Source organism: Erythrobacter donghaensis, from assembly GCF_002155425.1.
Taxonomy (GTDB): Bacteria; Pseudomonadota; Alphaproteobacteria; order Sphingomonadales; family Sphingomonadaceae; genus Erythrobacter; species Erythrobacter donghaensis.
This window is the reverse complement of the sequence record NZ_MUYG01000011.1, coordinates 593,566-615,554: the sequence shown is the minus strand read 5'-3', so window position 1 is coordinate 615,554 and position 21,989 is coordinate 593,566. Positions and strand designations below refer to the sequence as shown.

Sequence of the window (21,989 nt, the reverse complement as noted above, 5' to 3'; positions counted from 1 at the left end):
TTTGTTCCACGATGGCGCGGGACCATGCGGCGAGTTGAGCGCGCAATGTGCTGCGCCGATCGGACCGCCCCTCGGCATGCCTCGGGTGGGGAAATTCGCCGCAACGGGTGGTCATGGCGCCAGACGCTTGTTACCCCTGCGCGCCATGAACCCCTATACTCTTGCCTCGCTCGCCGCCTATTTCGTCCTCATGATCGCCATTGGGCTCTATGCCTGGCGCAAGTCGACCGACAGTTCGGAAGGCTATCTGCTCGCGGGCCGCAATCTGCCGCCTGCCGTCGCGGCGCTCAGCGCCGGGGCGAGCGACATGTCGGGCTGGCTGCTGCTGGGCCTGCCGGGCGCGCTCTATGCCGCGGGGCTAGTCGAGGCATGGATCGGGATCGGGCTGTTCGTCGGCGCGCTCGCCAACTGGATCATCGTCGCCCCGCGCCTGCGCGAACAGACCGAGCGGATCGGCAACGCGCTGACGATCCCGCAATTTCTCGCCAACCGCTTCCCCGAACGCGGGATCATGCTGCGCGTCACCTCGGCGGTGATCATCGTCGCCTTCTTCACGGTCTACACCGCCGCCGGGCTGGTGGGCGGCGGCAAGTTGTTCGAGACCGCCTTTGCCGGGATCCTGCCCAACACCATGTTCAGCGACTACATGCTGGGCATTCTGATCACTGCGGGGATCGTGCTCGCCTACACCATGGTCGGCGGGTTCCTCGCCGTCAGCCTCACCGATTTCGTGCAGGGCCTGATCATGATGGTCGCGCTGATCGTGATGCCGCTGGTGGTGATGTTCGGCCCCGGCGGCTCTGCGGGCGGGAGCCTCAAGGAGGTGCCGGTCGAAGGCTTTCTCGACATCACGCAAGGCCTCACCGCTATCGGCTTCATCAGCGCGGTGACATGGGGGCTCGGCTATTTCGGCCAGCCGCACATCATCGTGCGCTTCATGGCGATCGACAAGGTGAAGAACGTGCCGCGCGCCGCCGCCTATGGCATGGGCTGGATGGGCATCGCGCTGGTCGGCGCGCTCGGCCTCGGGCTGGCGGGTCGTGCTTACGTGGAGCGCAACGGGCTGGTCGTCGAGGATCCCGAAACGATCTTCATCGTGCTCGCCCAATTGTTGTTCCACCCGGCGGTGACGGGCTTCCTCTATGCCGCGCTCCTCGCCGCGATCATGAGCACGATCTCCTCGCAGCTGCTGGTTTCGTCCTCGTCGCTGACGGAGGATTTCTACCGCCTGTTCCTGCGCCGCAACGCCTCGGAGCGTGAGGCGGTGAATGTCAGCCGCGTCGCGGTGGCGCTGGTGGCGATTGCCGCCTGCCTGCTGGCGAGCGATCCCAACAGCGAGGTGCTGGGGCTGGTCTCCAACGCCTGGGCGGGCTTCGGCGCGGCCTTCGGCCCGCTGATCCTGCTGGCACTGACGTGGGACAAGATGACCGGCGCGGGCGCGGTTGCCGGGCTTGTGACCGGCGCGGCGGTCGTCGCGGCATGGATTGCGCTGAGCTGGAACAAGGCCTTTCTGGGCGGCCCGGGTCTCTATGAGATCGTGCCGGGCTTTGCCGCTGCGATGCTGGCGATTGTGGTGGTCAGCCTCGCCACCGGCAAAAAAACCGCCACCGTGTAACCCTTCCGCCAGAGCGGACGAAACCTCCAGCGTCAGGACCGCACTGTCCCGTTTCCCCGCCACTCCCCCGGCGTGACCCCTGGCGGGCGGTGCGCTCCTGCGCCCTTTTCCCGGTTCATCGGAGGTTTCCCCATGCTGCGTTTCGTCCCTCTGCTCGCCGCGATCGGCGTGCTGCTTGCCGCTGCCCTCTCTGTCACCGCCCGCGCCGAAACCGGTGGCGGATGGCAGGCCTATGACGCCAAGAGCTTCGCCGCCGCGCAAGGTGCGGGCAAGACCATCGTGGTCGATGTTCACGCCGACTGGTGCCCGACCTGCCGCGCGCAGGCCCCCATCCTCGACGAGCTGCGCAAGGAACGCGCCAGCGACACCGTTGCCTTCGTGAAGGTCGATTTCGACAAGGACAAGGCCTTCCTGCGCACCCACCGCATCCCGCGCCAGTCGACCGTGCTGGTGTTCAAGGGCGGCAAGGAAGTCGCCCGCTCGATCGCCGAAACCGACCGCGGCCGCTTGCGGCAGATGGTGCTGGGCGCGCTGTAAGGGCTGCAAAACATGACCGGCAGCCTGCTGCTCGCCTTTTTTGCGGGGCTGGTGACGACCCTCAACCCCTGCGTCTTGCCGCTGGTGCCGATCCTTGTCGGGTCGGCACTGGGCAAGAGCCGGGCCGGGCCGCTGGCGCTGGCCGCCGGTCTGGTCACGAGCTTCACCATCTTCGGCTTCGGCGTGATCGCTTTCGGGCACACGCTGGGGATCGACGAGGGCGCGGTGCGCTGGCTGGCCGGTGCGCTGCTGCTGGTGGCTGGTCTGGTGCTGCTGGTGCCGCGCGCGCAGGCCGCGCTGAGCGCCGCCGCAGCCCCGCTCGCCGCCGCTGGCAACCGCAGGCTGGCGACAGTCAAGGGCGATGGCTGGCACGGGCAGGCAGCGATCGGCCTGCTGCTCGGGCTGGTCTGGGCGCCCTGCGTGGGCCCGACGCTGGGCGTGGCGATTGCGGCTGCCAGCGGCGGCGAGGATTTGATCGCCAGCTTCACGATCTTCCTCGCCTTCGGGCTGGGCGTGGCGAGTTCGATCCTTGCCTTCGCCTATGGCTCGCGCCGGGCGCTGGGTGAGCGGCGCAAGACCCTTGCCGCCCTCGCCCGCTACGGCAAGCCGCTGTTCGGGGCGGCCTTGGTGGTGGTGGGCACGCTGGTGCTGACCGGCTTCGACAAGGTGATCGAGGCCGCGCTGCTCGACGTGCTGCCTGCCTCGCTGGTGGCCTTCACGACGAAGTTCTAAGCGATCGCTCTTTTCTCCGGTCGCAGCATGGCGCATGATCGCCGTGGGGAGGACTTGGCGATGGCAGACACAAATTCAGGCGCACCGCGCGTCACCGGGCTCGGCGGGGTGTTCTATGTCGTGAAAGACCCGGCGGCGACGCGAGCGTGGTATCGCGACACGCTCGGGATCGACGGGCCCTATGGCCCGCAACTCGCCTGGGCGGACGAGCCGATGGCGCATCCCTATTCGCTGATCAGCCACTTTGGCGACGACACCTATATCAAGCCCGGCGCCGGCGGCTTCATGATCAACCTCAGGGTCAATGATTGCGACGGCATGGTCGCGGGTCTGAAGGCCAAGGGTGTCGAAATCTTCGGCGAGGCCGACGAGGGCTATGGCAAGTTCGCCTGGCTGCTCGACCCGGACGGGGTCAAGATCGAGTTGTGGGAACAGGTCGAGGATGCCCTGCCCTGAGCCGCCGTCTGCGCGCCAACCCCTAAGCGGCAACAAAGGAACGCTTTTCCGAAGGCGTTTCCGCCCTGTTAACCATTCCTGCGCAATAACCCTTGGCATGAAAGCCAAGGGCACCCTTCGCGCGATCACGCTGGCCACGGCCGCTCTGGCGCTGGCCGGTTGCGGATCGCTGATCCCGGGCAGCAGCGCCGCGCCGGGCAACGCCAGCCAAAGCGCGCGCGCCCCGGCCCGCCCGGCGGTGCCGGTCGCCTCGGCCCCGCGATCTTATGTGCCGCGCCCCAGCGAAGACGGATGCCTTGCCGATCTGGGCGCAAGCGGCGCGCGGTTCGATCCGCTGCCCGATACCTATGCCGCCCCGGGGTGCAACAAGCTTGGCACGGTGCAGCTGATGGCGCTGGCGGGCGACCGCGCGCCGATGAGCGTCAGCAATCTCGGCCCGGTGCGCTGCGGCGTGGCCAAGGCCTTCGGCGACTGGGCGCGCTTCGGCGTCGACCGCGCCGCGCGCGAGATCCTCGGCAGCCCGGTGGCGCGGATCGAGACGATGGGTTCCTATGCCTGCCGCAATGTCGCGGGCACCGAAGTGCGATCGGGCCATGCCCGCGCCGAGGCGATCGATGTCGCGGGCTTCGTGCTGGCCGATGGGCGCCGGATCGTGCTCAAGCGCGACTGGGATGGCGGCGATGCGTCGACGCGCGAGTTCCTGCGGGTGGTGCATCGCAGCGCCTGCAAGCGGTTCGGCACGGTGCTCGGCCCACAATATAATGCCGCGCACGCGGATCATTTCCATCTGGAAGGCACGGGCGCGAAGTTCTGCCGCTGAGCGGAGGGCGTGACCGCTCACGCCATCGGCGACCCCTTTCCACACGCGCAAACGAAAGCGGCCCCGGCCCGCTGAACCACCAGCGCCGGGGCCGCCCGTAAGACAAGCCTGATCGGTCCCGTCTGCTGTCGGCGTCGGCTCCTGCAAGGGGACAGGACGAGCCGGGCCGAAAGGTAGGGCGCTACGCCCGCAGCCTGGGTTCCAGCTTCGCCTCGAGTTTCAGGCGCACGGCTTCCGCCGCATGGCGCGCGCCGAGCTTGGTCATCATGTTGGCGCGGTGGATTTCCACCGTGCGCGGGCTGATGTCGAGTTCCCGCGCGATCGCCTTGTTGCTGCTGCCTTCCGCCAGCCAGTCGAGCACTTCGCGTTCTCGCGCCGAGAGGGTCGAGATGCGATCGCGCGCTTCGATCATGCGGCGGCGGGCGACGCCGAACTGTTCGGCCTCCTTCTCGATCCGCAGCAGGCAGCGGGTGAAACGCTCAGGATCGAGCGGCAGGGCGAGATAATCGAGCGCCCCGGCCTTGATCGCCTCGACAATCCGGCCCGGACGCGGCTGCACGTCGACCGCAATCAGCGGGAGCCAGATGCCCAGCCGCCCCAGCCGGTCGAGGATCATGCCGACCCCGCCTTCTTCGGCGGTGTCGCGGGCGATCAGGATCCCTTCGCGCGGCGGGTGGACCGCGAGTTCGGACAGGTCGCCGTAGACCTCGCAGTGGTGGCCCAGCGTGAAGCCTACCCGAGCCAGTTCGGCCCGTTGGCGGCTGCACGAATCGATGAAGTGGAGGGTGGCTTTGCGTGTCATGTCAGTCTGTCTGCGCCAACCCCTTGCGGGTTTCACGCAAGAGCGCCGCCGATCCGGAGGATTTACCATACCCGGAAAGGCGCAAACATCTGATAATAAGCTATAAAAATGCTCCAAAGCGGAGCCAGATTGCGGTAAATTGCTAGGTGTCGTCACCGAAGCGATAGGACGGAAGCGAGTGAAACGCCGATCGCAGCGCATCGCCCCAACCCGATGAAATGGTGTCGAAATAGGAATCGTCGGCAGCCACGCGGTGTTCGTGGGTGGCGGCAAACGTATCCTTGCCGATAACCAAAAGATCCAGCGGCAGACCGACCGACAGGTTAGCCTTGAGAGTCGAATCGAAACTGACCATCAGCAGCTTGATCGCATCCTCGAAACTCATGTCCCGATCATATCCGCGGATCAGGATCGGGCGGCCATACTTGGTCTCGCCGATCTGGAAGAAGGGCGTGTCCCAGCTGGCTTCGATGAAATTGCCTTCGGGATAGATCATGAACAGCCGCGGCTGCATCCCGGCGATCTGCCCGGCCACGATCATGGTGGCGGTAAAGCGCCCCTTCCCCCCATCGCCATTGACGTTCTGTGCGGTTTCAATCGTCGTGCGCAGCAGGCGGCCGATCTCCGTGGCGACCTGAAACATCGTCGCGCCCTTGAGCAGGGTGTTGTCGCGTTCGCCCGGGGCCTTGGTGCGTTCTTCCAGCTGGCTGATCACCGCCTGCGTGGTCGCCAGATTGCCTGCGGTCATCACCGCGATCATGCGCTCGCCCGGCACGGTCCAGTGGAACAGCTTGCGGAAGGTGGAGATGTTGTCGACCCCCGAATTGGTGCGGGTGTCGCTCATGAGCACGAGGCCCTTGTCGAGCACCATGCCAACGCAATAGGTCATGCCGTCATTCTCTCCTGTCGCCCGCGGGCCGAGGCGCACACTTACGCGAAGCGCGCCGCAGCGCAAACACCGCCGCCCTGCTTTGCGATTATTGTGATTGTTCGCCCTGCTGCTGGCTCTGGCCGCCCGCAGACGGCTGCCCTTCGACCATCAGGCCCACGGTCAGCACCTCGTCGGCCGCACTGCCGAAGCTGATCCCGGTGATCGGCGCCGCATCGCGGTAGTCGCTGCCCGTCGCCACGCGGACATAGCGCGGATCGGGGCTGATGCCGTTCGACACGTCGAAACCGACCCAGCCCAGCCCTTCGACATGGGCTTCGGCCCAGGCGTGGGTGGCCTCCTGCTCGATCCGGTCGTCCATCATCAGATAGCCGCTGACATAGCGCGCCGGAATGCCGTGCGCGCGCGCGGCGCCGATGAAGATGTGGGCGTGATCCTGACACACGCCTGCGCCCTGAAGGGTCGCTTCCTCGGCGGTGGTGGCGGAGTGGGTGCGGCCGGTTTCATAGGCCACCCGCTCGCGGATCAGCGCCGAGAGCGCGTGGAGGAAATCGAGCGGCGCATCGTCAGCCGCGCCCGCCGCCTCGCGCAGCAGGCTGCGCAACTTGACGCCGGGGCGGGTCAGCGGGGTCTGGCGCAGGAAGCTCCACAGGGGCAGGTGCCCCGAATGGCGACCGATCACCCCGGCATTGTCCTCGGTCTCGACTACGCCTTCGCAGCTTACGGTCACCTCGCGCGCACCCGGCGCAAGACCGATCAGCGTGACGTGGTTGAAATGCTGATCGTCATATTCGAGCTCGGCATGGGCGTTGTCGAACTGCATCGACCATTGGACGATGCGCTGACCTTGCGTCTCCTTGGGGGTCAGCCGCAGCCGCTGGAGCGCGTGGACCACCGGCTGCGCGAAGGCATAGTGAGTGGTGTGGCGGATCGAGAGGCGCAGTTTGCTCATGCGTGGAACCGGTAATCCTCGGCAATCGCCCGGCCGATGGCGGCGTTGCGGGCGAGGAAATCGATCAGGAATTCGTGCAGCCCCGCCTCGAAGATCTGGTCGACGCAAAGGTGGCTGATGCGGGTATCGGAATCGCGCATCAGCGCGACCGCGCCGCCCTCGACACCATGCGTTCGGGCGAGCGCGCCGAGACAATCGCGCAGGGCGTTGCGGCAGAAGGCGAGGCTGCGCGGGAAGCGGTCGTCGAGCACCAGGAATTCGACGATCCCGCGCGCTTCGATCTGCCCGGCATTGAGCCACGAATAGACCCGCGCCCCCGCGACCGAGCGCAGCACCTGTTCCCACTGCCCCGTATCGAGGCTCGATCCGACATAGGAGAGCGACGGCAGCAGCAGGAAATACTTCATGTCGAGAATGCGCGCGGTGCTGTCGGCCCGCTCGATGAAGGTGCCCGCGCGGGCGAAGTGATAGCCCTCGTCGCGCAGCATCGACCCGTCGAAAGCGCCGTGGACCTGCGTGCCGGTGCGCCGGATCGATGCCAGCAGCTCGCCCACCGCGGTCTGACCGACGGGCCGGGCGAGCAGCTTGTCGAGCTTCATCCAGTTGTCGTTGACCGCTTCCCACACGTCGGACGAGATATTGGTGCGCGCCATCCGCGCGTTGAAGCGCACGGCGCCCAGCATTTCGCGGACATTGGCCGGGTTGCCGGGCGCGCGCAGCACGAAGTTCCAGACGGTCAGTCCGTCATAGGAATCGTGGTTCGCCTCGAAGGCGGCCTGCAGCCCCAGCGTTGCGATCACCGAGCGCCACTCGGCCTCGGCGGTTGCCAGATCGCGGGTCAGCGCCATCCGCAGCGCCGCTTCGAGCAGACGCGCGGTGTTCTCCGCCCGCTCGAGATAGCGAAACATCCAGAACAGGCTGTTGGCGGTTCTGCCCAGCATCAGTCTTTCAACACCCACGTATCCTTGGTGCCGCCCCCTTGCGAGGAATTGACCACTAGCGATCCCTTCTTGAGCGCCACCCGCGTCAGCCCGCCCGGCGTGATGTCGATCCCTTCGGGGCTGACCAGCACGAAGGGCCGCAGATCCAGATGCCGGGGCGCAAGGCCCTTGGCGGTGTAGATCGGGCAGGTCGACAGCGCGAGAGTGGGCTGGGCGATGTAATTGTCGGGCTTGGCGACCAGCTTTTCGCGGAAGGCCGCGATCTCGCGCTTCGATGACGTCGGCCCGATCAGCATCCCGTAACCGCCCGATCCGTGCACTTCCTTGACCACCAGCTCGGCAAGGTTGTCGAGCACATAGGCCAGACTGTCCTTGTCCGCGCAGCGCCAGGTCTGGACGTTGGGCAGCAACGGCTTTTCGCCGGTGTAGAATTCGACGATCTCGGGCATGAAGCTATAGATCGCCTTGTCGTCCGCCACCCCGGTGCCCGGCGCGTTGGCGATGGTGATCCCGCCCGCGCGGTAGACATCCATGATCCCCGGCACGCCCAGCATGCTGTCGGGGTTGAAGGTGAGCGGGTCGAGGAACTCGTCGTCGACCCGGCGATAGAGCACGTCGATCGGCTTGTAACCGCGCGTGGTGCGCATCTGCACCCGGCCCTCGGTAACGCGTAGATCGCTCCCCTCGACCAGCTCGGCCCCCATCTGGTCGGCGAGGAAGGCGTGCTCGAAATAGGCCGAGTTGTAAATCCCCGGCGTCAGCACCGCGACCACCGGCTTGCCCCCGGTGAAGGCGGGCGGGACGCAGGCGGCAAGGCTGCGGGCGAGGCGGCGCGGGTAATTCGACACGCTCTCCACCGCCACCCGGCTGAACAGATCGGGGAACATCCCCATCATCGTCTCGCGGTTCTCCAGCATGTAGGAGACGCCCGAGGGCGTTCGCGCATTGTCTTCCAGCACGAAGAATTCGTCCGGCCCGGTGCGCACCAGATCGATCCCGACAATATGCGTGTAGATCCCGCCCGGCGGGGTGAAGCCGACCATGTTGGCGAGCCAGGCATCATTGCTTTGCAGCAGCCGCGCGGGCAGGCGGCCGGCGCGCACGATTTCCTGCCGGTGATAGAGATCGTAGAGGAAGGAATTGAGCGCGCGCACCCGCTGCTCGATCCCGCGCGACAAGCGGCGCCATTCGGCGGCGGTGATGATGCGCGGCACCATGTCGAACGGGATCAGCCGCTCTTCGGCGGCATCCTCGCCATAGACGTTGAAGGTGATCCCGGTGCGGCGGAAGGTATCATCCGCCTCGCGGTTCTTGCGGCGCATCAGTTCGGGCGGCTGTTCACCAAACCAGCGGCAATATTCGGCATAGGCCGGCCGCGTGTTGCCCGCTTCATCGAACATTTCATCAAAAGTGCCGCCGCGCGCCTGCATTACCCCCCGCTTGGTTTGTTAGGTGCAATGCAGCAATCTAACCGCGCTTTTGGAAAAGGGAAGCGGTGAGATCGGATTGCGACGATGGAGACGGGCCCCGGGGGTTTCAAACGCGCGTGATTTCAAGCTCGCGCAGCAGGCTCATGATGACCTGCGGATCATAGGTGAAGCCCATGTGGGTGCAGCGCAGCGCCACCGCGCGGTCACGCTCGCCGGGGCGACCGGCGGCGCAGCGCGGCGCGATCGCGCCATCGTTGGCACTCCAGAAAGCGACCGTCTCGACCGGCGGCTTGGCCGACAGCTGCGCCTCGATCGGCGGAGCGTCGACCGAATGGCCGGTGATGAACTGGTAAGCGCGCCAGACATTGTTGGCGCGCGGGCTACCGCTGAAGGGCGATCCCATGGTGACGACCTTGGCCACCGCCTGCGGCTGGCGCTTGGCCAGCTCGCGCCCATAGAGCCCGCCGAGGCTCCAGCCGACCAGCACGACCTTGCGACCGTAGCGGGCGTTGAGATCGAGCAGCCGCGCTTCCATCGCGGCGAAACTTTCCTCGTTCGGGCCCCAGTTGAAGCCCAGCCCCCAGCGCTTGACGCAGTGACCCGCCGCCTCGAGCTGGCGCGCGAGATAGCGCATCCGCACCGGATGCGTGGCAAAGCCGGGGAGCATCATCACCACCTGCGGATTGTCCGAGGCCGGAATGGCGAGCTTGCGGCGGGGACGGCGCACAGGTTCGAGCAGCACCTGCGTCTCGCCCAGTAGGCGCAGAAGCCGGGGCTTGCCACGCTCGTGCTCGACCGGGATTACTTCGCGCGCCAGCGCCACGCGGCGCGCGAGAGCGGTGGCGGCATAGGCCTGCTGCGCCTGTGCACCAGCCGCACTCGCCGCCGCAATCAGCGGCGCGGGCAGACGGGACAGTTCAGGAACGAAGCGCGGAGTGGCCATACTCCGCTCCAAGCCACATTCTGCATGAATGTTCCATGAAATGTAACACGCGTAACATTTCCGACACAAATCAACTGGCTGTCACGTCCCGGTCATTGCGCGGTCATTTGGCGGGACAGTCGCCGATCCGTTCGTTCTTGGCGGTAAAGTTCATGGTGCCTTCGCCCATGCCTTCGAACTTGATCTTGGTGCTCGCGGTGAATTCGGACGAAGTCGGGGTGGTCGTGCCCGACATGGTCATGCGCGATTCGCCCTGCGGGGTCTTGCACACCAGCACCCCGTCCATCTTGCCGCCGTTGAGGTCGAATTCCTCGAAGCTGCATTCGCCCTGCTGGCCCTGCTTGACCATTTCCTCGAAGCCCTTTTCGACGTCTTTCTCGGTCAGGCATTCCTCGACCGTGGTGGTCATGCCCGCGCCGTGGTTCTTCATTTCGGGCGGCATCCCGGGGATATCGACCCCGGTCATGGTGATGGTCGCCTTGTAGAGGCCCGGCTGCGGCCTGACCATTTCGGCGTCGGCCTTGGCGGCGACTTCCTTGGCGGTGATCTCGCCATCGCCGTCGGCGTCGGTCGCTCCGCCCGAACAGCCAGCCATCAAAGCGGCCCCGGCGGCGGCGACGAAAAGGGTGATGCGTGTCATAGGTCTCTCCTGCTCCATGGTTGCGAGGATATGACCATGCAGCGCCGCAGGTGCCAACCAAAATCGCGCGCGCGCCTTGCACGTCCCCGCTTTGTTCCCCATACAGGGAGCATGGCTGAACTCGTGATCCGCAGGGGGTTGGACGAGCCCGAAACGGGCGCGGACTTCACCCCGCACCGCCCCGCCCGCCCCGACAAGTCGATGGGAGGAATCCCGTTCAAGCTGGTCTCGGAGTACGAGCCGGCAGGCGACCAGCCGACCGCGATCAAGGAACTGACCGAAAGCGCGCTGGCGGGCGAGAAAACCCAGGTGCTGCTCGGCGTCACCGGGAGCGGCAAGACCTTCACCATGGCCAAGGTGATCGAGACGCTGCAACGCCCGGCGCTGATCCTAGCCCCCAACAAGATCCTCGCCGCGCAGCTCTATGGGGAATTCAAGAGCTTCTTCCCCGAAAACGCGGTCGAATATTTCGTCAGCTATTACGACTACTACCAGCCCGAAGCCTACGTCCCGCGCTCCGACACCTACATCGAGAAAGAGTCGAGCGTGAACGAGGCGATCGACCGGATGCGCCACTCGGCCACCCGAGCCTTGCTCGAACGCGACGACGTGATCATCGTGGCCTCGGTGTCGTGCCTCTACGGGATCGGCTCGGTCGAGACCTATTCGGCGATGATCTTCGACATCAAGCTGGGCGAGACAGTCGACCAGCGCGAACTGATCCGCAAGCTCGTCGCGCTGCAATACAAGCGCAACGATGCCGCTTTCACCCGCGGCAATTTTCGGGTGCGCGGAGACAGCCTCGAGATCTTCCCCTCGCACTACGAGGACATGGCCTGGCGGATCAGTTTCTTCGGCGACGAGATCGAGGAAATCGCGGAGTTCGATCCGCTCACCGGCACCAAGGGCGCGAAGCTGGAAAAGGTGCGGGTCTACGCCAATTCGCACTATGTGACGCCCGGCCCGACGATGAAGCAGGCGGCAGCCGCCATCAAGTTTGAGCTGGAAGAACGGCTCAAGGAACTGGAGGCGGAGGGCAAGCTGCTCGAACGCCAGCGGCTGGAACAGCGCACCCATTTCGACCTCGAAATGATCGCGGCGACCGGAAGCTGTGCGGGGATCGAGAACTACTCGCGCTTCCTCACTGGGCGCCTGCCGGGCGAGCCCCCGCCGACGCTGTTCGAGTACCTGCCCGAAAACGCGCTGCTGTTCGTCGATGAAAGCCACCAGACCGTGCCGCAGATCGGCGCGATGGCCAAGGGCGACCACCGCCGCAAGCTGACGCTGGCCGAATACGGCTTCCGCCTGCCGTCCTGCATCGACAACCGGCCTTTACGCTTCAACGAATGGGACGCGATGCGCCCGCAGACTTTCGCGGTCAGCGCCACGCCGGGAAGCTGGGAGATGGAGCAGACCGGCGGCGTGTTTGCCGAACAGGTGATCCGCCCCACCGGCCTGATCGACCCCCCGGTCGAAATCCGCCCGGTCGAGGATCAGGTGCAGGACTGCATCACCGAGTGCAAGGCAACCGCGGCCAAAGGCTACCGCACGCTGGTGACCACGCTGACCAAGCGGATGGCCGAAGACCTCACCGAGTTCATGCACGAGGCCGGGGTGCGGGTTCGCTACATGCACTCGGACGTCGAGACGCTGGAGCGCATCGAGCTGATCCGCGACCTGCGGCTCGGGGTCTATGACGTGCTGGTCGGCATCAACCTGCTGCGCGAGGGCCTCGACATTCCCGAATGCGGGCTGGTGGCGATCCTCGACGCCGATAAGGAAGGCTTCCTGCGCTCCGAGACTTCGCTGATCCAGACCATCGGCCGCGCCGCGCGCAATGTCGACGGGCGCGTGATCCTCTACGCCGACCGCATCACCGGCAGCATGGAGCGCGCGCTCGCCGAAACCGACCGCCGCCGTTCCAAGCAGGAGGCCTATAACGAAGAGCACGGGATCACGCCCCAGACGATTAAGCGCAACATCCACGACATCGTCGCCCATTCCGCGGCACAGGATTCAGTGCTGGTCGACACCGGCGATGAGGAGCGCAACAACCTCGTCGGGCACAATCTCAGAAGCTACATCGAGGACCTCGAAAAGCGGATGCGCAACGCGGCGGCCAATCTGGAGTTCGAGGAAGCCGGAAGGCTTCGCGACGAGATCCGGCGTCTGGAGGCGGACGAACTCGGGCTGCCGGACAGCGAGAAACGCGCGCCGATTGTCGGGCGGAGCAACGAGGGCAAGCCGGGGACGCGCAAGACGCGTTATGGCAAGACGCGGTACAAGAAGATGGGTGGGAAGCCGTAAGCCCACGAACTGGACGACGTCCGTAGCCGAGCTTTGGATGATGCAGCATTAGTTCTGCTAGCGATTCGCTGAATATCCAACGAGGCAGCTTATGATCCGCTCTTTCGCGTGCAAAGAAACCGAACGCATCTGGATCGGTCGCGCCAGCCGCAAGCTGCCTGCGGACATCCAGCAACGTGCGCTCGCCAAACTGGCGCTGCTCAACCGCGTCAAGACAATCGATGACCTGCGCAATCCCCCGTCCAACCGCCTCCACGCGCTCACCGGCGACCGCGAAGGGCAGCATTCTGTTTCCATAAACATGCAATGGCGTATATGCTTCGTGTTCGAAAACGGAGACGCACACGGTGTCGAAATCGTCGACTACCATTGATACCTCGGACTGGCTCCACATTCCGCACGCGGGCGAATTGCTTTGGTCGGAATTCATGGAGCCTTACGGGATGGACGCCGCCGCTTTGGCTCAAGCCATCTCGGTCGATGCGTCGCGCCTGCAAGCCGTGATCGACGGCACAAAACGCATGGATGGCGAATTGGACCTACGTCTCGCCCGCTACTTCCGCATGTCGGAAGGGTTCTTCATGGGATTGCAGATCGATTGCGAACTCCGCACCGCCAAGCGCGCACTCAATGGCGAGCTTGACCGGATCCAGCCCCGCGCTGCCTGACCGCACCGCGAGACAATGGGTGGGAAGCCCGGCCTGCGCCCCTTGAACGCGGCGCTCATCCCTGCCACTCCCCTACCCCCATGACCCCCCGATTCCTCATCGCGCTGGCCGCTGTCAGCGCTCTCGCCCTTTCCGCCCCCATCGCCGCGCAGGACTCGGCCAAGGACGAGGCCTCCAAGCCCTCCGCCGCCGAAGCCCAGACCCGCACGCGCGACCTCACCGGCATCTTCGGCGGGCAGCGTATCGCCTACAAAGCGACAATCGCCGACACAGTGCTCAGCAATGACGCCAATAATGAAACGGGGGGCAAGCCCGAGGCGGTGATTGTCACCACGTCTTACGTGAAGACCCCCGCCGATCCCTCGCGCCCGGTGTTCTTCATCTACAATGGCGGCCCCGGTTCGGGCTCGGTGTGGCTCCAGATGGGTGCCTTCGGGCCCAAGCGTGTGGCGATCCCCTCGGACGCGCGCGACGATGGCGCGCCGCCTTATCCGCTGCTCGACAACCCCGACAGCCTGCTCGATGTCGCCGACCTCGTCTTCATCGACCCGCCCGGCACCGGCTTCAGCCACCTGACGCAGGGCACCGATCCCAAGAAATATTATGGCCTGAGGCAGGATGCGCGCGCCGTCTCCAAGGTGATCCGCCGCTGGATCAACGACAATGGCCGCTGGAACAGCCCCAAGTTCATCGGCGGGGAAAGCTACGGCACCACCCGCACCGCGATGCTGGTCGACGAGCTGGAGGGCAGCACCTACAACGACGTCGGCCTCAACGGGCTGATCCTGATCTCGACGATCCTCGATTTCGGGATCGAGGATACGACGCCAGGCAACGAGCTGGCCTATGTCGTGATGCTCCCCAACATGGCGACCGCGGCGTGGTATCACGGCAAGGTGCAAGGCGCGTCGGCCGAGGCTGTCGCCGAGGAAGCGCGGCGCTTTGCGATCGGGCCGTTTGCCACTGCGCTCCTGAAAGGGCAGGACCTGCCCGAGGCCGAGCGCGCTGCGGTGCGCAAGGAACTCTCGCGCCTCACCGGTCTGAGCGAGACCTATCTCGATCAGGCCAACCTGCGCGTCACCGACCAGCGCTTTTACAAGGAGCTGCTGCGCGACCGCGGGCAGACCGTGGGGCGGCTGGACTCGCGCTACACCGGCACGGATTACGACAATGCCGGGGAGACGCCGGACAATGATCCGAGCTTCTACGGCATCGATGCGGGCTATACCGCCGCGATCAACAGCTGGGCGCGCGAGACGCTGGGCTATCGCACCGACCGCGAATATCAGTCGATCGGGCGAGAACCGGGGCGCAACTGGGACTGGAGCCTCGACGGATCGGGCCGCGGGGCCTATCTCAATGTCGCGCCGCTGATCGGGCAGGCCTTGCGGCAGAATTCCGGCCTGAGGCTGTTCAACGCGCAAGGGTGGTACGATTTCGCCACGCCCTTCTTCGGCGCGGAATATTCGCTGAAGCGGCACGGCATCCCGCAGGACCGGATCACGTGGAAATATTACGACGCAGGCCACATGATGTATATTCGCGACGAGGACCGCGCGAAGCTCAGCGCCGATATTCGCGCCTTCATTCGCGCCCGCTGATGCACAAGGGATTGCTGATCGCCGCACTGTGCGCCGGGCTGGTGGCTGGCTGCAAGCCGCCGCCGACCGATGCCGCGATGGCGCGCGTGTCGTTGGTGACGTCCGCGAGCGGGCCGTCTGCCCCGCTGGCCTCGCCCGATGTGACCGGCGCAGTGTGGGCGACGACCGACAAGGCCCTGCGGCTCGTCTACGGCGTGCCGGGGCAGCCGGTGATGCTGGCGCTCGAATGCAGCGCGCCCTCCAGCCCGGATGCGATGCTCACCATCACTCGCCATGCGCCCGCCGACAGCGGTGCGGCGGCGCTGCTGGCGCTGATCGGCAATGGCCGGATCGGGCGTTTCCCGGTCGATGCGACCGAGGTCGGCGGAAGGATGCTCTGGCAGGGCGCCGTGTCCGCCGCGCGGGCCGAATGGGATGCCCTGAAGCCCGAACGCGAGGCGACCGTGACCGTGCCCGGCGCGGGGCTGGTGAAGCTCAACCCCAGCCCGCTGCCGATGGAACTGGTGAGCACGTGCCGCGGTGCGCCGCCGGAAATTCCGCCGCCGGTGGTCGTGGCCGAAGCCCCGCCGCCGGTTCTGTCAGCGATTCCCTGAGGCCTTTTCTGCCAGCAGATCGGGCGTGAGCACCTGCGGCAATTGCTCCGGTGCGGCCGCGTTCGGCGCATACCACAGGTAGAGCGGCACGCCCGCGGCGCCCTGCTCGGTGAGGAAGGCGGTGATCGCTTCGTCCCGCGCGGTCCAATCGCCCACCAGCACCGTCACACCCGCCTGATCGAACGCCGCGCGCGTTGTCTCGCGCTCGATCGCTGCGGCTTCGTTGACCTTGCAGGTCACGCACCAGTCGGCGGTGAAGTAGAGGAACACCGGCTGGCCCGAAGCGCGCGCCTCGGCCAAGGCCTCGCGGCTGAAGGGCTGTGCGGCAAGGATGCTCTCCCGCGCGCGGGCCGAGGGCGCCTCGAACACCGAGGGCAGGCCGATCAGCGCAAAGGCGAGGAAGGGCGCGGCCACCAGCCCGAAGGCGGGCCAGGCCAGCTTGCCCGCGCGTTGCAGCCTGCCGGTGACGAACAGGCCCATCACCACGCCGATCACCAGCACCAGGGCGATCAGGCCGAAGGGCCGTCCGCCCAGCTGAACCGTCAGCCACAGCAGCGCCAGCGCGGTCAGCGCCATCGGGATCGCCATGATCCGCCGGAACCGCTCCATCCAAGCGCCGGGCTTGGGGAGCATCCGGCGCAGCGGCGGCACGAAACCGAGCAACAGGAACGGCAACGCCAGCCCGAACCCGAGGCAAGCGAACAGCAGCAGCGCCTGTGGCACCGGCAGCAGCAGCGCCGCACCCAGCGCCGCCGCCATGAAGGGCCCGGTGCACGGCGTTGCCACAAAGGCCGCCAGCAGCCCGGTGGCGAAGGCCCCCATCCGCTCGCCTCCCACCCGCACCGAGATCGCGGGCAGTTCGAACAGGCCGGCGAAATTCGCGGTGATCGCGGCAGCGAGCACCAGCAGGGCGACGACCACGCCCGGCTCCTGCAGCTGGAACGCCCAGCCGATCTGCTCTCCGCCCGCGCGCAGCGCCAGCAGCAGTGCGCCGAGGCCGAGGCAGGCCAGCACCACGCCTGCGGTATAGGCCAGCCCCTCGGCCCGGGCCTTGGCCTCGCTCTCGCCCGCACGGGCGAGCGCAATCGCCTTGAGGCTCAGGATCGGGAAAACGCAGGGCATGATGTTGAGCAGCAAGCCACCTGCCAGCGCGCCGAGGATCAGCGTCCAAAGCGCCGGCGAAGGCGCATCCTGCGGCCCGGCAAGCGGCTCGCCCCCACTAGGCACCGCGCCGAGATCAGCGGCAAAGCGCACGCCGATCCCGTCCCCGAAGGCGAGGATGCCTTCCAGCGCATCGGCCTTGCCGGTGCCGAAGTCATCGAGCGGGATTGCGGCCACCAGCACATCACCCACCCGGCGGAAGGTCTGCGGCGCGGCGTGGGCCACCAGCCGCTGATTGGCGACAAAGACATGCGGATCGGAAAGCGCCATGCTCGCAGGCAGCGGGATGGCGATGCGCAGGGTCTCGCCCTTAATCGCAAACCGCGCCTTCGCATCGAGCGGCGGGGCGATGGCGGCGCGCCAGCGCGCGAAATCGCCCCCCGTGCGCGCGGTCAGATCGGCATGCTGCGGCACGCAGATGTCCGAGCAGGCGAGGTAATCGACCGTCCCCGTGACCGGCCCGGCAAAACCCGCCGCAGAAGGCCCCGGCACCACCGGCACGAGGATCGTGTAGGGCCCTTCGTAAATGTGGTTCATCAACCCCGAGAGCACCAGCCGCTTGGGCACCGGATAGCGCGCCTCGCCCACCTGCCAGTCGGGCGGCAGGTCGAGCGACAGGCGCATCCCCTCACCCGCATCGCCGGGGTTCGACCAATAGCCGTGCCATTCGGGCGCGCTGGGGATGAAGTGCAGCGCCAGCAGCCATTCCTCGCCCGCGACCGGCTGGCCTTCCGCATAAAGCGCCACCGCGATCCGGTCAGACCCGAACAGCGGCGCGCGCGGTGCGGGTGTGCTGTCCTGCGCAATCGCGGGCACAGCCAGCAGCACACTTGCGAGCAGCGCAAGCACCCATGCAGCGAATTGTCGACCAATCGACGGGAAGATTCTTGCGTGCGGCACCGGCAACCCTCTAGGCGTGGCAAGATGGGTTCGCAATCGGAGCGCGCAAGGTGACAGCAACTTCAGATACTCGTGAAGAAGTCGGGGGGACCCGCGATCTGGTGATCCTCGGCGGCGGCCTCGTCGGCATGACGCTGGCGCTCGCGGCGGCGAAGAAGGGCCTGTCGAGCCACGTGATCGACCGCGCCGACCCGGCGGAGCTCACCGCCGAAGGTTTCGACGACCGCGCCACCGCGATCTCGACCGCGAGCTGGCACCTGTTCGAGAATATCGGCATCGCCGCAGGGCTGGAGCAATTCGCCTGCGACATCGCTGCGATTGCCGTCACCGACCAGAACAAGCCCGGCCGGCTCGATTTCGTCCCCGGTGAGGGCGACGGCACGCTGGGTCGGATGTTCCCCAATCGCCGCCTGCGCCTCGCGCTGTTCGAAGCGGCGGCGAAGGAGCCGCTGATCAACTGGGTCGCCAAGGCCCATGTGACCGAGCGCCAGCGCAGCCAGTTCGGCGTCGCCGCGGTGCTGGCCGACGGGCAGAAACTCAAGGGCCGGTTGATGATCGCCGCCGAGGGCCGCCAGTCGCCGACTCGCGATTCCGCCGGGATCACGCTCGCCAAGTGGGATTACAAGCACCGTGCGATCATTGCGGGGCTGACCCACGAAAAGCCGCATGGCAATGTGGCGTGGGAAATCTTCTACCCCTCCGGGCCGTTCGCGCTGCTGCCGCTCAACGACGATGCGGACGGCACGCACCGATCTTCGCTGGTGTGGACCGTGTCGGAGACCGATGCGGCGGGCGTCACCAAGCTGGGCGACCGCGCTTTCCTCGCCGAGGTCGAGAAGCGCATGGGCGGGGTGCTGGGCAAGGTGCTCAGCGTCGGCCACCGCTCGTCGTGGCCGCTGGGCTTTCACCACACCGCCAAGATCACCGCCGAGCGCCTCGCGCTGATCGGCGACGCGGGGCATGGCATTCACCCGATCGCAGGCCAAGGGCTCAACCTTGGCCTGCGCGATGTCGGCGCGCTGGTTGAAGTGCTGGCCGAGGGCGCGCGGCTCGGCCTCGATCCGGGCGATCCCGAGCTGCTCAAGCGCTACGAGAACTGGCGCGGGCTCGACAGCTTCATGGTCGCGCTGGCGACCGACGGCCTGACGCGGCTGTTCGGCGTGCCGGGCAAGGCCGCGAGCGCGGTGCGGCGGCTGGGCATGGCGGCGGTGCAGCGCACGCCGATGCTCAAGCAGTTCTTCATGGATGAAGCGCGCGGCGTTTCGGGCGACCTGCCGGAGCTGCTGCGGGGGTAATTGCCGCTTCTTCCCGTCACCCCAGCAAAAGCTGGGGCGACGGGTCTGGTTTGCGAAACTAGGGCCGCACCAGCGGGCTCGATTGGCGCACTGGATTGCCTGCCCCGTCGCGCAAGCCGCGCTGATCCAGCACCGCGGCAGTCTCGATCACTTCCAGCGCGTCCATCGCCTTCTTGAAGCGTTCCGCGTCCTTGATCCACGTTTCGGCCTTGGCCGCGCCGGGCATGCCCTTCACCTCGTCAATCGCCGCCTGATAGCGCCCCTGTTCCAGCGCGAAGCGCGCGCGCTCCAGCCGACGTTGTGGTTGCGGCGAGGGCGTGCTTTCGCGCCGGACCACGAACAGCTGGCCCAGCTCGCGGCGGAAGGCGGCCCACGAGGGGCCCTCGCTGCTTTCGCGCAAGCTTGGCGCCAGCCCGTCAAGCCGCGCCACGAGACCGTCGAGCCGGATGGGGTTGCGCGAAAATTCGATGATCGTGCCGACCGCATTGGGCCACTGATCGCCAAAGCGCAGGCGCAGCTGATCGGAGAGGTAGCCGAGCTCGGCCCCGCGTTCGACCGCGCGGCGGGTGGCAAAGGCGATCAGTAGGCTTTCGGCGCGCGCGGCATTGCCGGCGGCGGCCTGGGCCTGAAGGTCGAGCTGGGTGAGACGCTGTTCGGCGGCGGCCAGGCGCTGGTCGAGCCCGCCCTGCTGTTCGGCCACGCGCTCCACCGCCTGTTCGGTCGCGGCGAGCGGGGTCGGTTTGGCGGTGACCGGCAGCTGCGAAGCGGCGGCCACCCCGGCGCCGACCTTGGTGCCCGCTTCGGCGATCTGTGCCTCGGGAGCGGGTGCGGCGCGGTCTCCGGCGAGGTTGTACCACATCACCCAGCCCACAAGCGCGCCCCCGGCGATGAAGGCGATCAGCGCGGCCAGCAGCGGCGCCCGCCCCGACAGGGGCCCGCGCTGCGAGGCGATTGGCGATGATCCGGGCGGTGTTGCCATCGTGATCCGTTCTTTGCGACCTTGGTCTTCGCGCCTGCCGGTGTCCGCTGTTACGGCTGTCCGGTCGGCGTGGCGGGAATGGAGCGCGGCTTGGCGCACAAGTCAAATGCCAATTGCAGCAGCGCACCCTCGTCAGGGTGCGGGGCGGTATGGATGGCGGCCCAGCCCTCCCCCGCCGCCGCCGCGATGCGCGGACCGAGCGCGGCGAGCGCGATGCCTTGGCGTTCAAGGCCCAGCCGGTCGCACTCCGCAGCAAAGTGCCGCGCGGTGGCGGCCGAATGGAGCAGCACCAGCGTTTTTCGCGTGGCGAGCAGATTTACGACCGCGTCGAGCGGCTGAGGCTCGCTGCGGTAGGCGATCACCGTGTCGAAGGTCACGCCGGGCGGCGGGGTCAGCGGCACATGCTCCTCGCCCGCGATGCGTAGCAGGTGGCGAGGCGCAGGAATCTCATCAAGCACGCCCTGCAAGCCGCCACTCCCGGTCATGGCAACAGTCAACCCCGCCGCGCGCGCCGCATCGGCGGTGGCCTCGCCGACGGCATAGACCGGCTTGGCGACAAGGCGGGCGAGATCAGGCCCTGCGTGGAGAATGGCGTTGGCGCTGCCGATCAGCAGCGCGTCGATGGTGGCAGGCTCAGGGCACTGCCAGCCGACCGGGCGGATCGCCGACAGCGCATGGCCGGTGATCGGCAGGCCCAGCGCGCGGGCCTTGCCGAGGGTGGCGGAAAGACCCGGCTCGGGGCGCAATGCGAGCAAATGGAAGGCCATCAACCCGCGCGGAAGTGGTCGGTGATCGCCGGGGTGGCGCGCGCCAGCAGATCGGCGGCGAGCGCACGCACCGCCGCGTGGTCGCCGCCGGCGAAGGTGGCGCTGCCTTCGACCCGCTCGGCACCGTCGGGGCTGAACAGCGCGGCGCGCATCGTCAGGCTGTCGCCCCCGCCTTCGCACAGCACCGCGACGGGCGAGTGGCAGGTGCCGCCCAACGCCGCGAGCAGCGCGCGTTCGGCCTCCAGCTCGGCGCGGGTGGGCGCGTGGTCGATCGCGGCGAGCAGCGCGGTCGTGGCGGCGTCGTCCGCGCGGCACTCGATCGCGATTACCCCTTGCGCTGCGGCGGGGATCCAGTCGGCGCTCTCAAGCGGCGCGCCGACGTCGGACTGCCCGAGCCGTTCGAGGCCCGCTGCGGCAAGGAAGGTCACGTCGGCCTCCCCCTCGGCCAGCTTCTTGAGCCGGGTGGCGACATTGCCGCGGAACATCACGACCTTGCAGTCGGGGCGCAGGTTGAGCAGCTGCGCAGCCCGCCGCGGGGCGCTGGTGCCGACGACCGCACCTTCGGGAATCGCCGCGATGCTCGCCGCGCCGACCAGGCAGTCGCGCCGGTCGGCGCGTGGCAGGAAGGCGGGGAAGTGGAATGCATCCGGCCGGATCGTCTCGACGTCCTTCGCCGAATGCACCGAGAGGTCGATCCGCCCCTCGCCCAGCCACTGGTCGAGCTCCTTGGTCCACAGCGCCTTGCCGCCGATTTCGGCCAACGGACGGTCGAGCACCTTGTCGCCGCTCGCCAGCACGGGGACGAGTTCAACCTCCTCCTCGGCCCAGCCGTGGGCGGCGCACAGGCGGGCGCGGGTCTCCACGGCCTGCGCCATCGCGAGGGGGGAATTGCGGGTGCCCAGCCGCAGGCGGGGGGCAGATCGTTCAGGTTCAGTCATGGCCGCGCTTGCTCTAGCCCGCA

Annotated in this window: 22 protein-coding genes; 11 read left to right on the top strand and 11 right to left on the bottom strand. The window is 67.1% G+C overall.

The features are described 5' to 3' along the window. The first annotated feature begins 145 nt into the window (after positions 1 to 145). From putP to BZF59_RS14410, 5 genes are all read left to right on the top strand, one after another. Entirely contained in the window at positions 146 to 1,615 is a 1,470-nt protein-coding gene (putP, locus tag BZF59_RS14430) for a sodium/proline symporter PutP (RefSeq protein ID WP_086608926.1), read from the top strand. A 132-nt stretch (positions 1,616 to 1,747) separates the two neighbouring features. After that, positions 1,748 to 2,152, top strand: a complete 405-nt coding sequence (locus BZF59_RS14425; protein WP_086608925.1) for a thioredoxin family protein — start codon at positions 1,748 to 1,750, stop codon at positions 2,150 to 2,152. A 12-nt stretch (positions 2,153 to 2,164) separates the two neighbouring features. Beyond that, a complete protein-coding gene (locus BZF59_RS14420; RefSeq protein WP_086608924.1) occupies positions 2,165 to 2,884 on the top strand; it encodes a cytochrome c biogenesis CcdA family protein in 720 nt (239 codons plus the stop codon). A gap of 60 nt (positions 2,885 to 2,944) precedes the next feature. Beyond that, on the top strand, positions 2,945 to 3,340 hold the full coding sequence (locus tag BZF59_RS14415) for a VOC family protein (RefSeq protein ID WP_086609237.1): 396 nt from the start codon (positions 2,945 to 2,947) through the stop codon (positions 3,338 to 3,340). A 97-nt stretch (positions 3,341 to 3,437) separates the two neighbouring features. After that, positions 3,438 to 4,160, top strand: a complete 723-nt coding sequence (locus tag BZF59_RS14410; RefSeq protein WP_086608923.1) for an extensin family protein — start codon at positions 3,438 to 3,440, stop codon at positions 4,158 to 4,160. Positions 4,161 to 4,341: 181 nt separating this feature from the next. Here BZF59_RS14410 and BZF59_RS14405 read toward each other — a convergent pair whose 3' ends face one another. The 7 genes from BZF59_RS14405 to BZF59_RS14375 all read right to left on the bottom strand — a co-directional run bounded on the left by BZF59_RS14405 (position 4,342) and on the right by BZF59_RS14375 (position 10,757). Then, the gene (locus tag BZF59_RS14405) at positions 4,342 to 4,962 is read right to left on the bottom strand and encodes a response regulator transcription factor (RefSeq protein WP_086608922.1); all 621 of its coding nucleotides are present in this window, start codon (positions 4,960 to 4,962) and stop codon (positions 4,342 to 4,344) included. Positions 4,963 to 5,104: 142 nt separating this feature from the next. Next, entirely contained in the window at positions 5,105 to 5,851 is a 747-nt protein-coding gene (locus tag BZF59_RS14400; protein WP_086608921.1) for a proteasome-type protease, read from the bottom strand. A gap of 88 nt (positions 5,852 to 5,939) precedes the next feature. Next, complete coding sequence (locus tag BZF59_RS14395; protein WP_086609236.1) at positions 5,940 to 6,794, bottom strand: transglutaminase family protein; 855 nt, start codon at positions 6,792 to 6,794, stop codon at positions 5,940 to 5,942. A 5-nt stretch (positions 6,795 to 6,799) separates the two neighbouring features. Beyond that, complete coding sequence (locus BZF59_RS14390) at positions 6,800 to 7,744, bottom strand: alpha-E domain-containing protein (RefSeq protein ID WP_086608920.1); 945 nt, start codon at positions 7,742 to 7,744, stop codon at positions 6,800 to 6,802. Beyond that, the gene (locus tag BZF59_RS14385) at positions 7,744 to 9,174 is read right to left on the bottom strand and encodes a circularly permuted type 2 ATP-grasp protein (RefSeq protein ID WP_086608919.1); all 1,431 of its coding nucleotides are present in this window, start codon (positions 9,172 to 9,174) and stop codon (positions 7,744 to 7,746) included. The genes BZF59_RS14390 and BZF59_RS14385 overlap by 1 nt, the downstream gene beginning before the upstream one ends. A 106-nt stretch (positions 9,175 to 9,280) precedes the next feature. Next, positions 9,281 to 10,117 (bottom strand): esterase/lipase family protein, encoded by an 837-nt coding sequence (locus BZF59_RS14380; protein ID WP_086608918.1) that lies wholly within the window; start codon positions 10,115 to 10,117, stop codon positions 9,281 to 9,283. A 103-nt stretch (positions 10,118 to 10,220) separates the two neighbouring features. Beyond that, positions 10,221 to 10,757, bottom strand: coding sequence for a DUF3617 domain-containing protein (locus BZF59_RS14375; RefSeq protein WP_158094333.1), 537 nt, complete (start codon positions 10,755 to 10,757; stop codon positions 10,221 to 10,223). Between the two features lie 111 nt (positions 10,758 to 10,868). On the opposite strand from BZF59_RS14375, the gene uvrB reads away from it, so the two are divergent. From uvrB to BZF59_RS14350, 5 genes are all read left to right on the top strand, one after another. Then, complete coding sequence (gene uvrB / locus BZF59_RS14370; RefSeq protein WP_086608916.1) at positions 10,869 to 13,064, top strand: excinuclease ABC subunit UvrB; 2,196 nt, start codon at positions 10,869 to 10,871, stop codon at positions 13,062 to 13,064. A gap of 91 nt (positions 13,065 to 13,155) precedes the next feature. Further along, the gene (locus BZF59_RS14365; protein ID WP_086608915.1) at positions 13,156 to 13,437 is read left to right on the top strand and encodes a type II toxin-antitoxin system RelE/ParE family toxin; all 282 of its coding nucleotides are present in this window, start codon (positions 13,156 to 13,158) and stop codon (positions 13,435 to 13,437) included. Next, positions 13,412 to 13,732, top strand: a complete 321-nt coding sequence (locus BZF59_RS14360) for a HigA family addiction module antitoxin (protein ID WP_086608914.1) — start codon at positions 13,412 to 13,414, stop codon at positions 13,730 to 13,732. The genes BZF59_RS14365 and BZF59_RS14360 overlap by 26 nt, the downstream gene beginning before the upstream one ends. An 80-nt stretch (positions 13,733 to 13,812) precedes the next feature. Further along, a complete protein-coding gene (locus BZF59_RS14355; protein ID WP_086608913.1) occupies positions 13,813 to 15,333 on the top strand; it encodes a S10 family peptidase in 1,521 nt (506 codons plus the stop codon). Next, complete coding sequence (locus BZF59_RS14350; protein WP_086608912.1) at positions 15,333 to 15,926, top strand: hypothetical protein; 594 nt, start codon at positions 15,333 to 15,335, stop codon at positions 15,924 to 15,926. Before BZF59_RS14355 ends, BZF59_RS14350 begins: the two co-directional genes overlap by 1 nt. Here the strand turns inward: BZF59_RS14350 and BZF59_RS14345 are convergent. After that, positions 15,912 to 17,987, bottom strand: coding sequence for a protein-disulfide reductase DsbD family protein (locus BZF59_RS14345; RefSeq protein ID WP_086608911.1), 2,076 nt, complete (start codon positions 17,985 to 17,987; stop codon positions 15,912 to 15,914). The two genes, BZF59_RS14350 and BZF59_RS14345, sit on opposite strands and share 15 nt — an antisense overlap. 50 nt (positions 17,988 to 18,037) lie before the next feature. Here BZF59_RS14345 and BZF59_RS14340 point away from each other — a divergent pair, with 50 nt between their 5' ends. Continuing rightward, positions 18,038 to 19,282: a UbiH/UbiF/VisC/COQ6 family ubiquinone biosynthesis hydroxylase gene (locus tag BZF59_RS14340; protein WP_211277405.1), complete on the top strand. Its 1,245-nt coding sequence runs from the start codon at positions 18,038 to 18,040 to the stop codon at positions 19,280 to 19,282. Positions 19,283 to 19,340: 58 nt separating this feature from the next. Here BZF59_RS14340 and BZF59_RS14335 read toward each other — a convergent pair whose 3' ends face one another. From BZF59_RS14335 to hemC, 3 genes are read right to left on the bottom strand one after another with little or no spacing between them, the layout of a single operon-like run. After that, entirely contained in the window at positions 19,341 to 20,261 is a 921-nt protein-coding gene (locus BZF59_RS14335; protein ID WP_245806172.1) for a hypothetical protein, read from the bottom strand. A 50-nt stretch (positions 20,262 to 20,311) separates the two neighbouring features. Then, positions 20,312 to 21,028: a uroporphyrinogen-III synthase gene (locus BZF59_RS14330; protein WP_086608909.1), complete on the bottom strand. Its 717-nt coding sequence runs from the start codon at positions 21,026 to 21,028 to the stop codon at positions 20,312 to 20,314. Continuing rightward, on the bottom strand, positions 21,028 to 21,966 hold the full coding sequence (gene hemC / locus BZF59_RS14325) for a hydroxymethylbilane synthase (RefSeq protein ID WP_086608908.1): 939 nt from the start codon (positions 21,964 to 21,966) through the stop codon (positions 21,028 to 21,030). The genes BZF59_RS14330 and hemC overlap by 1 nt, the downstream gene beginning before the upstream one ends. Between the last annotated feature and the right edge of the window lie 23 nt (positions 21,967 to 21,989).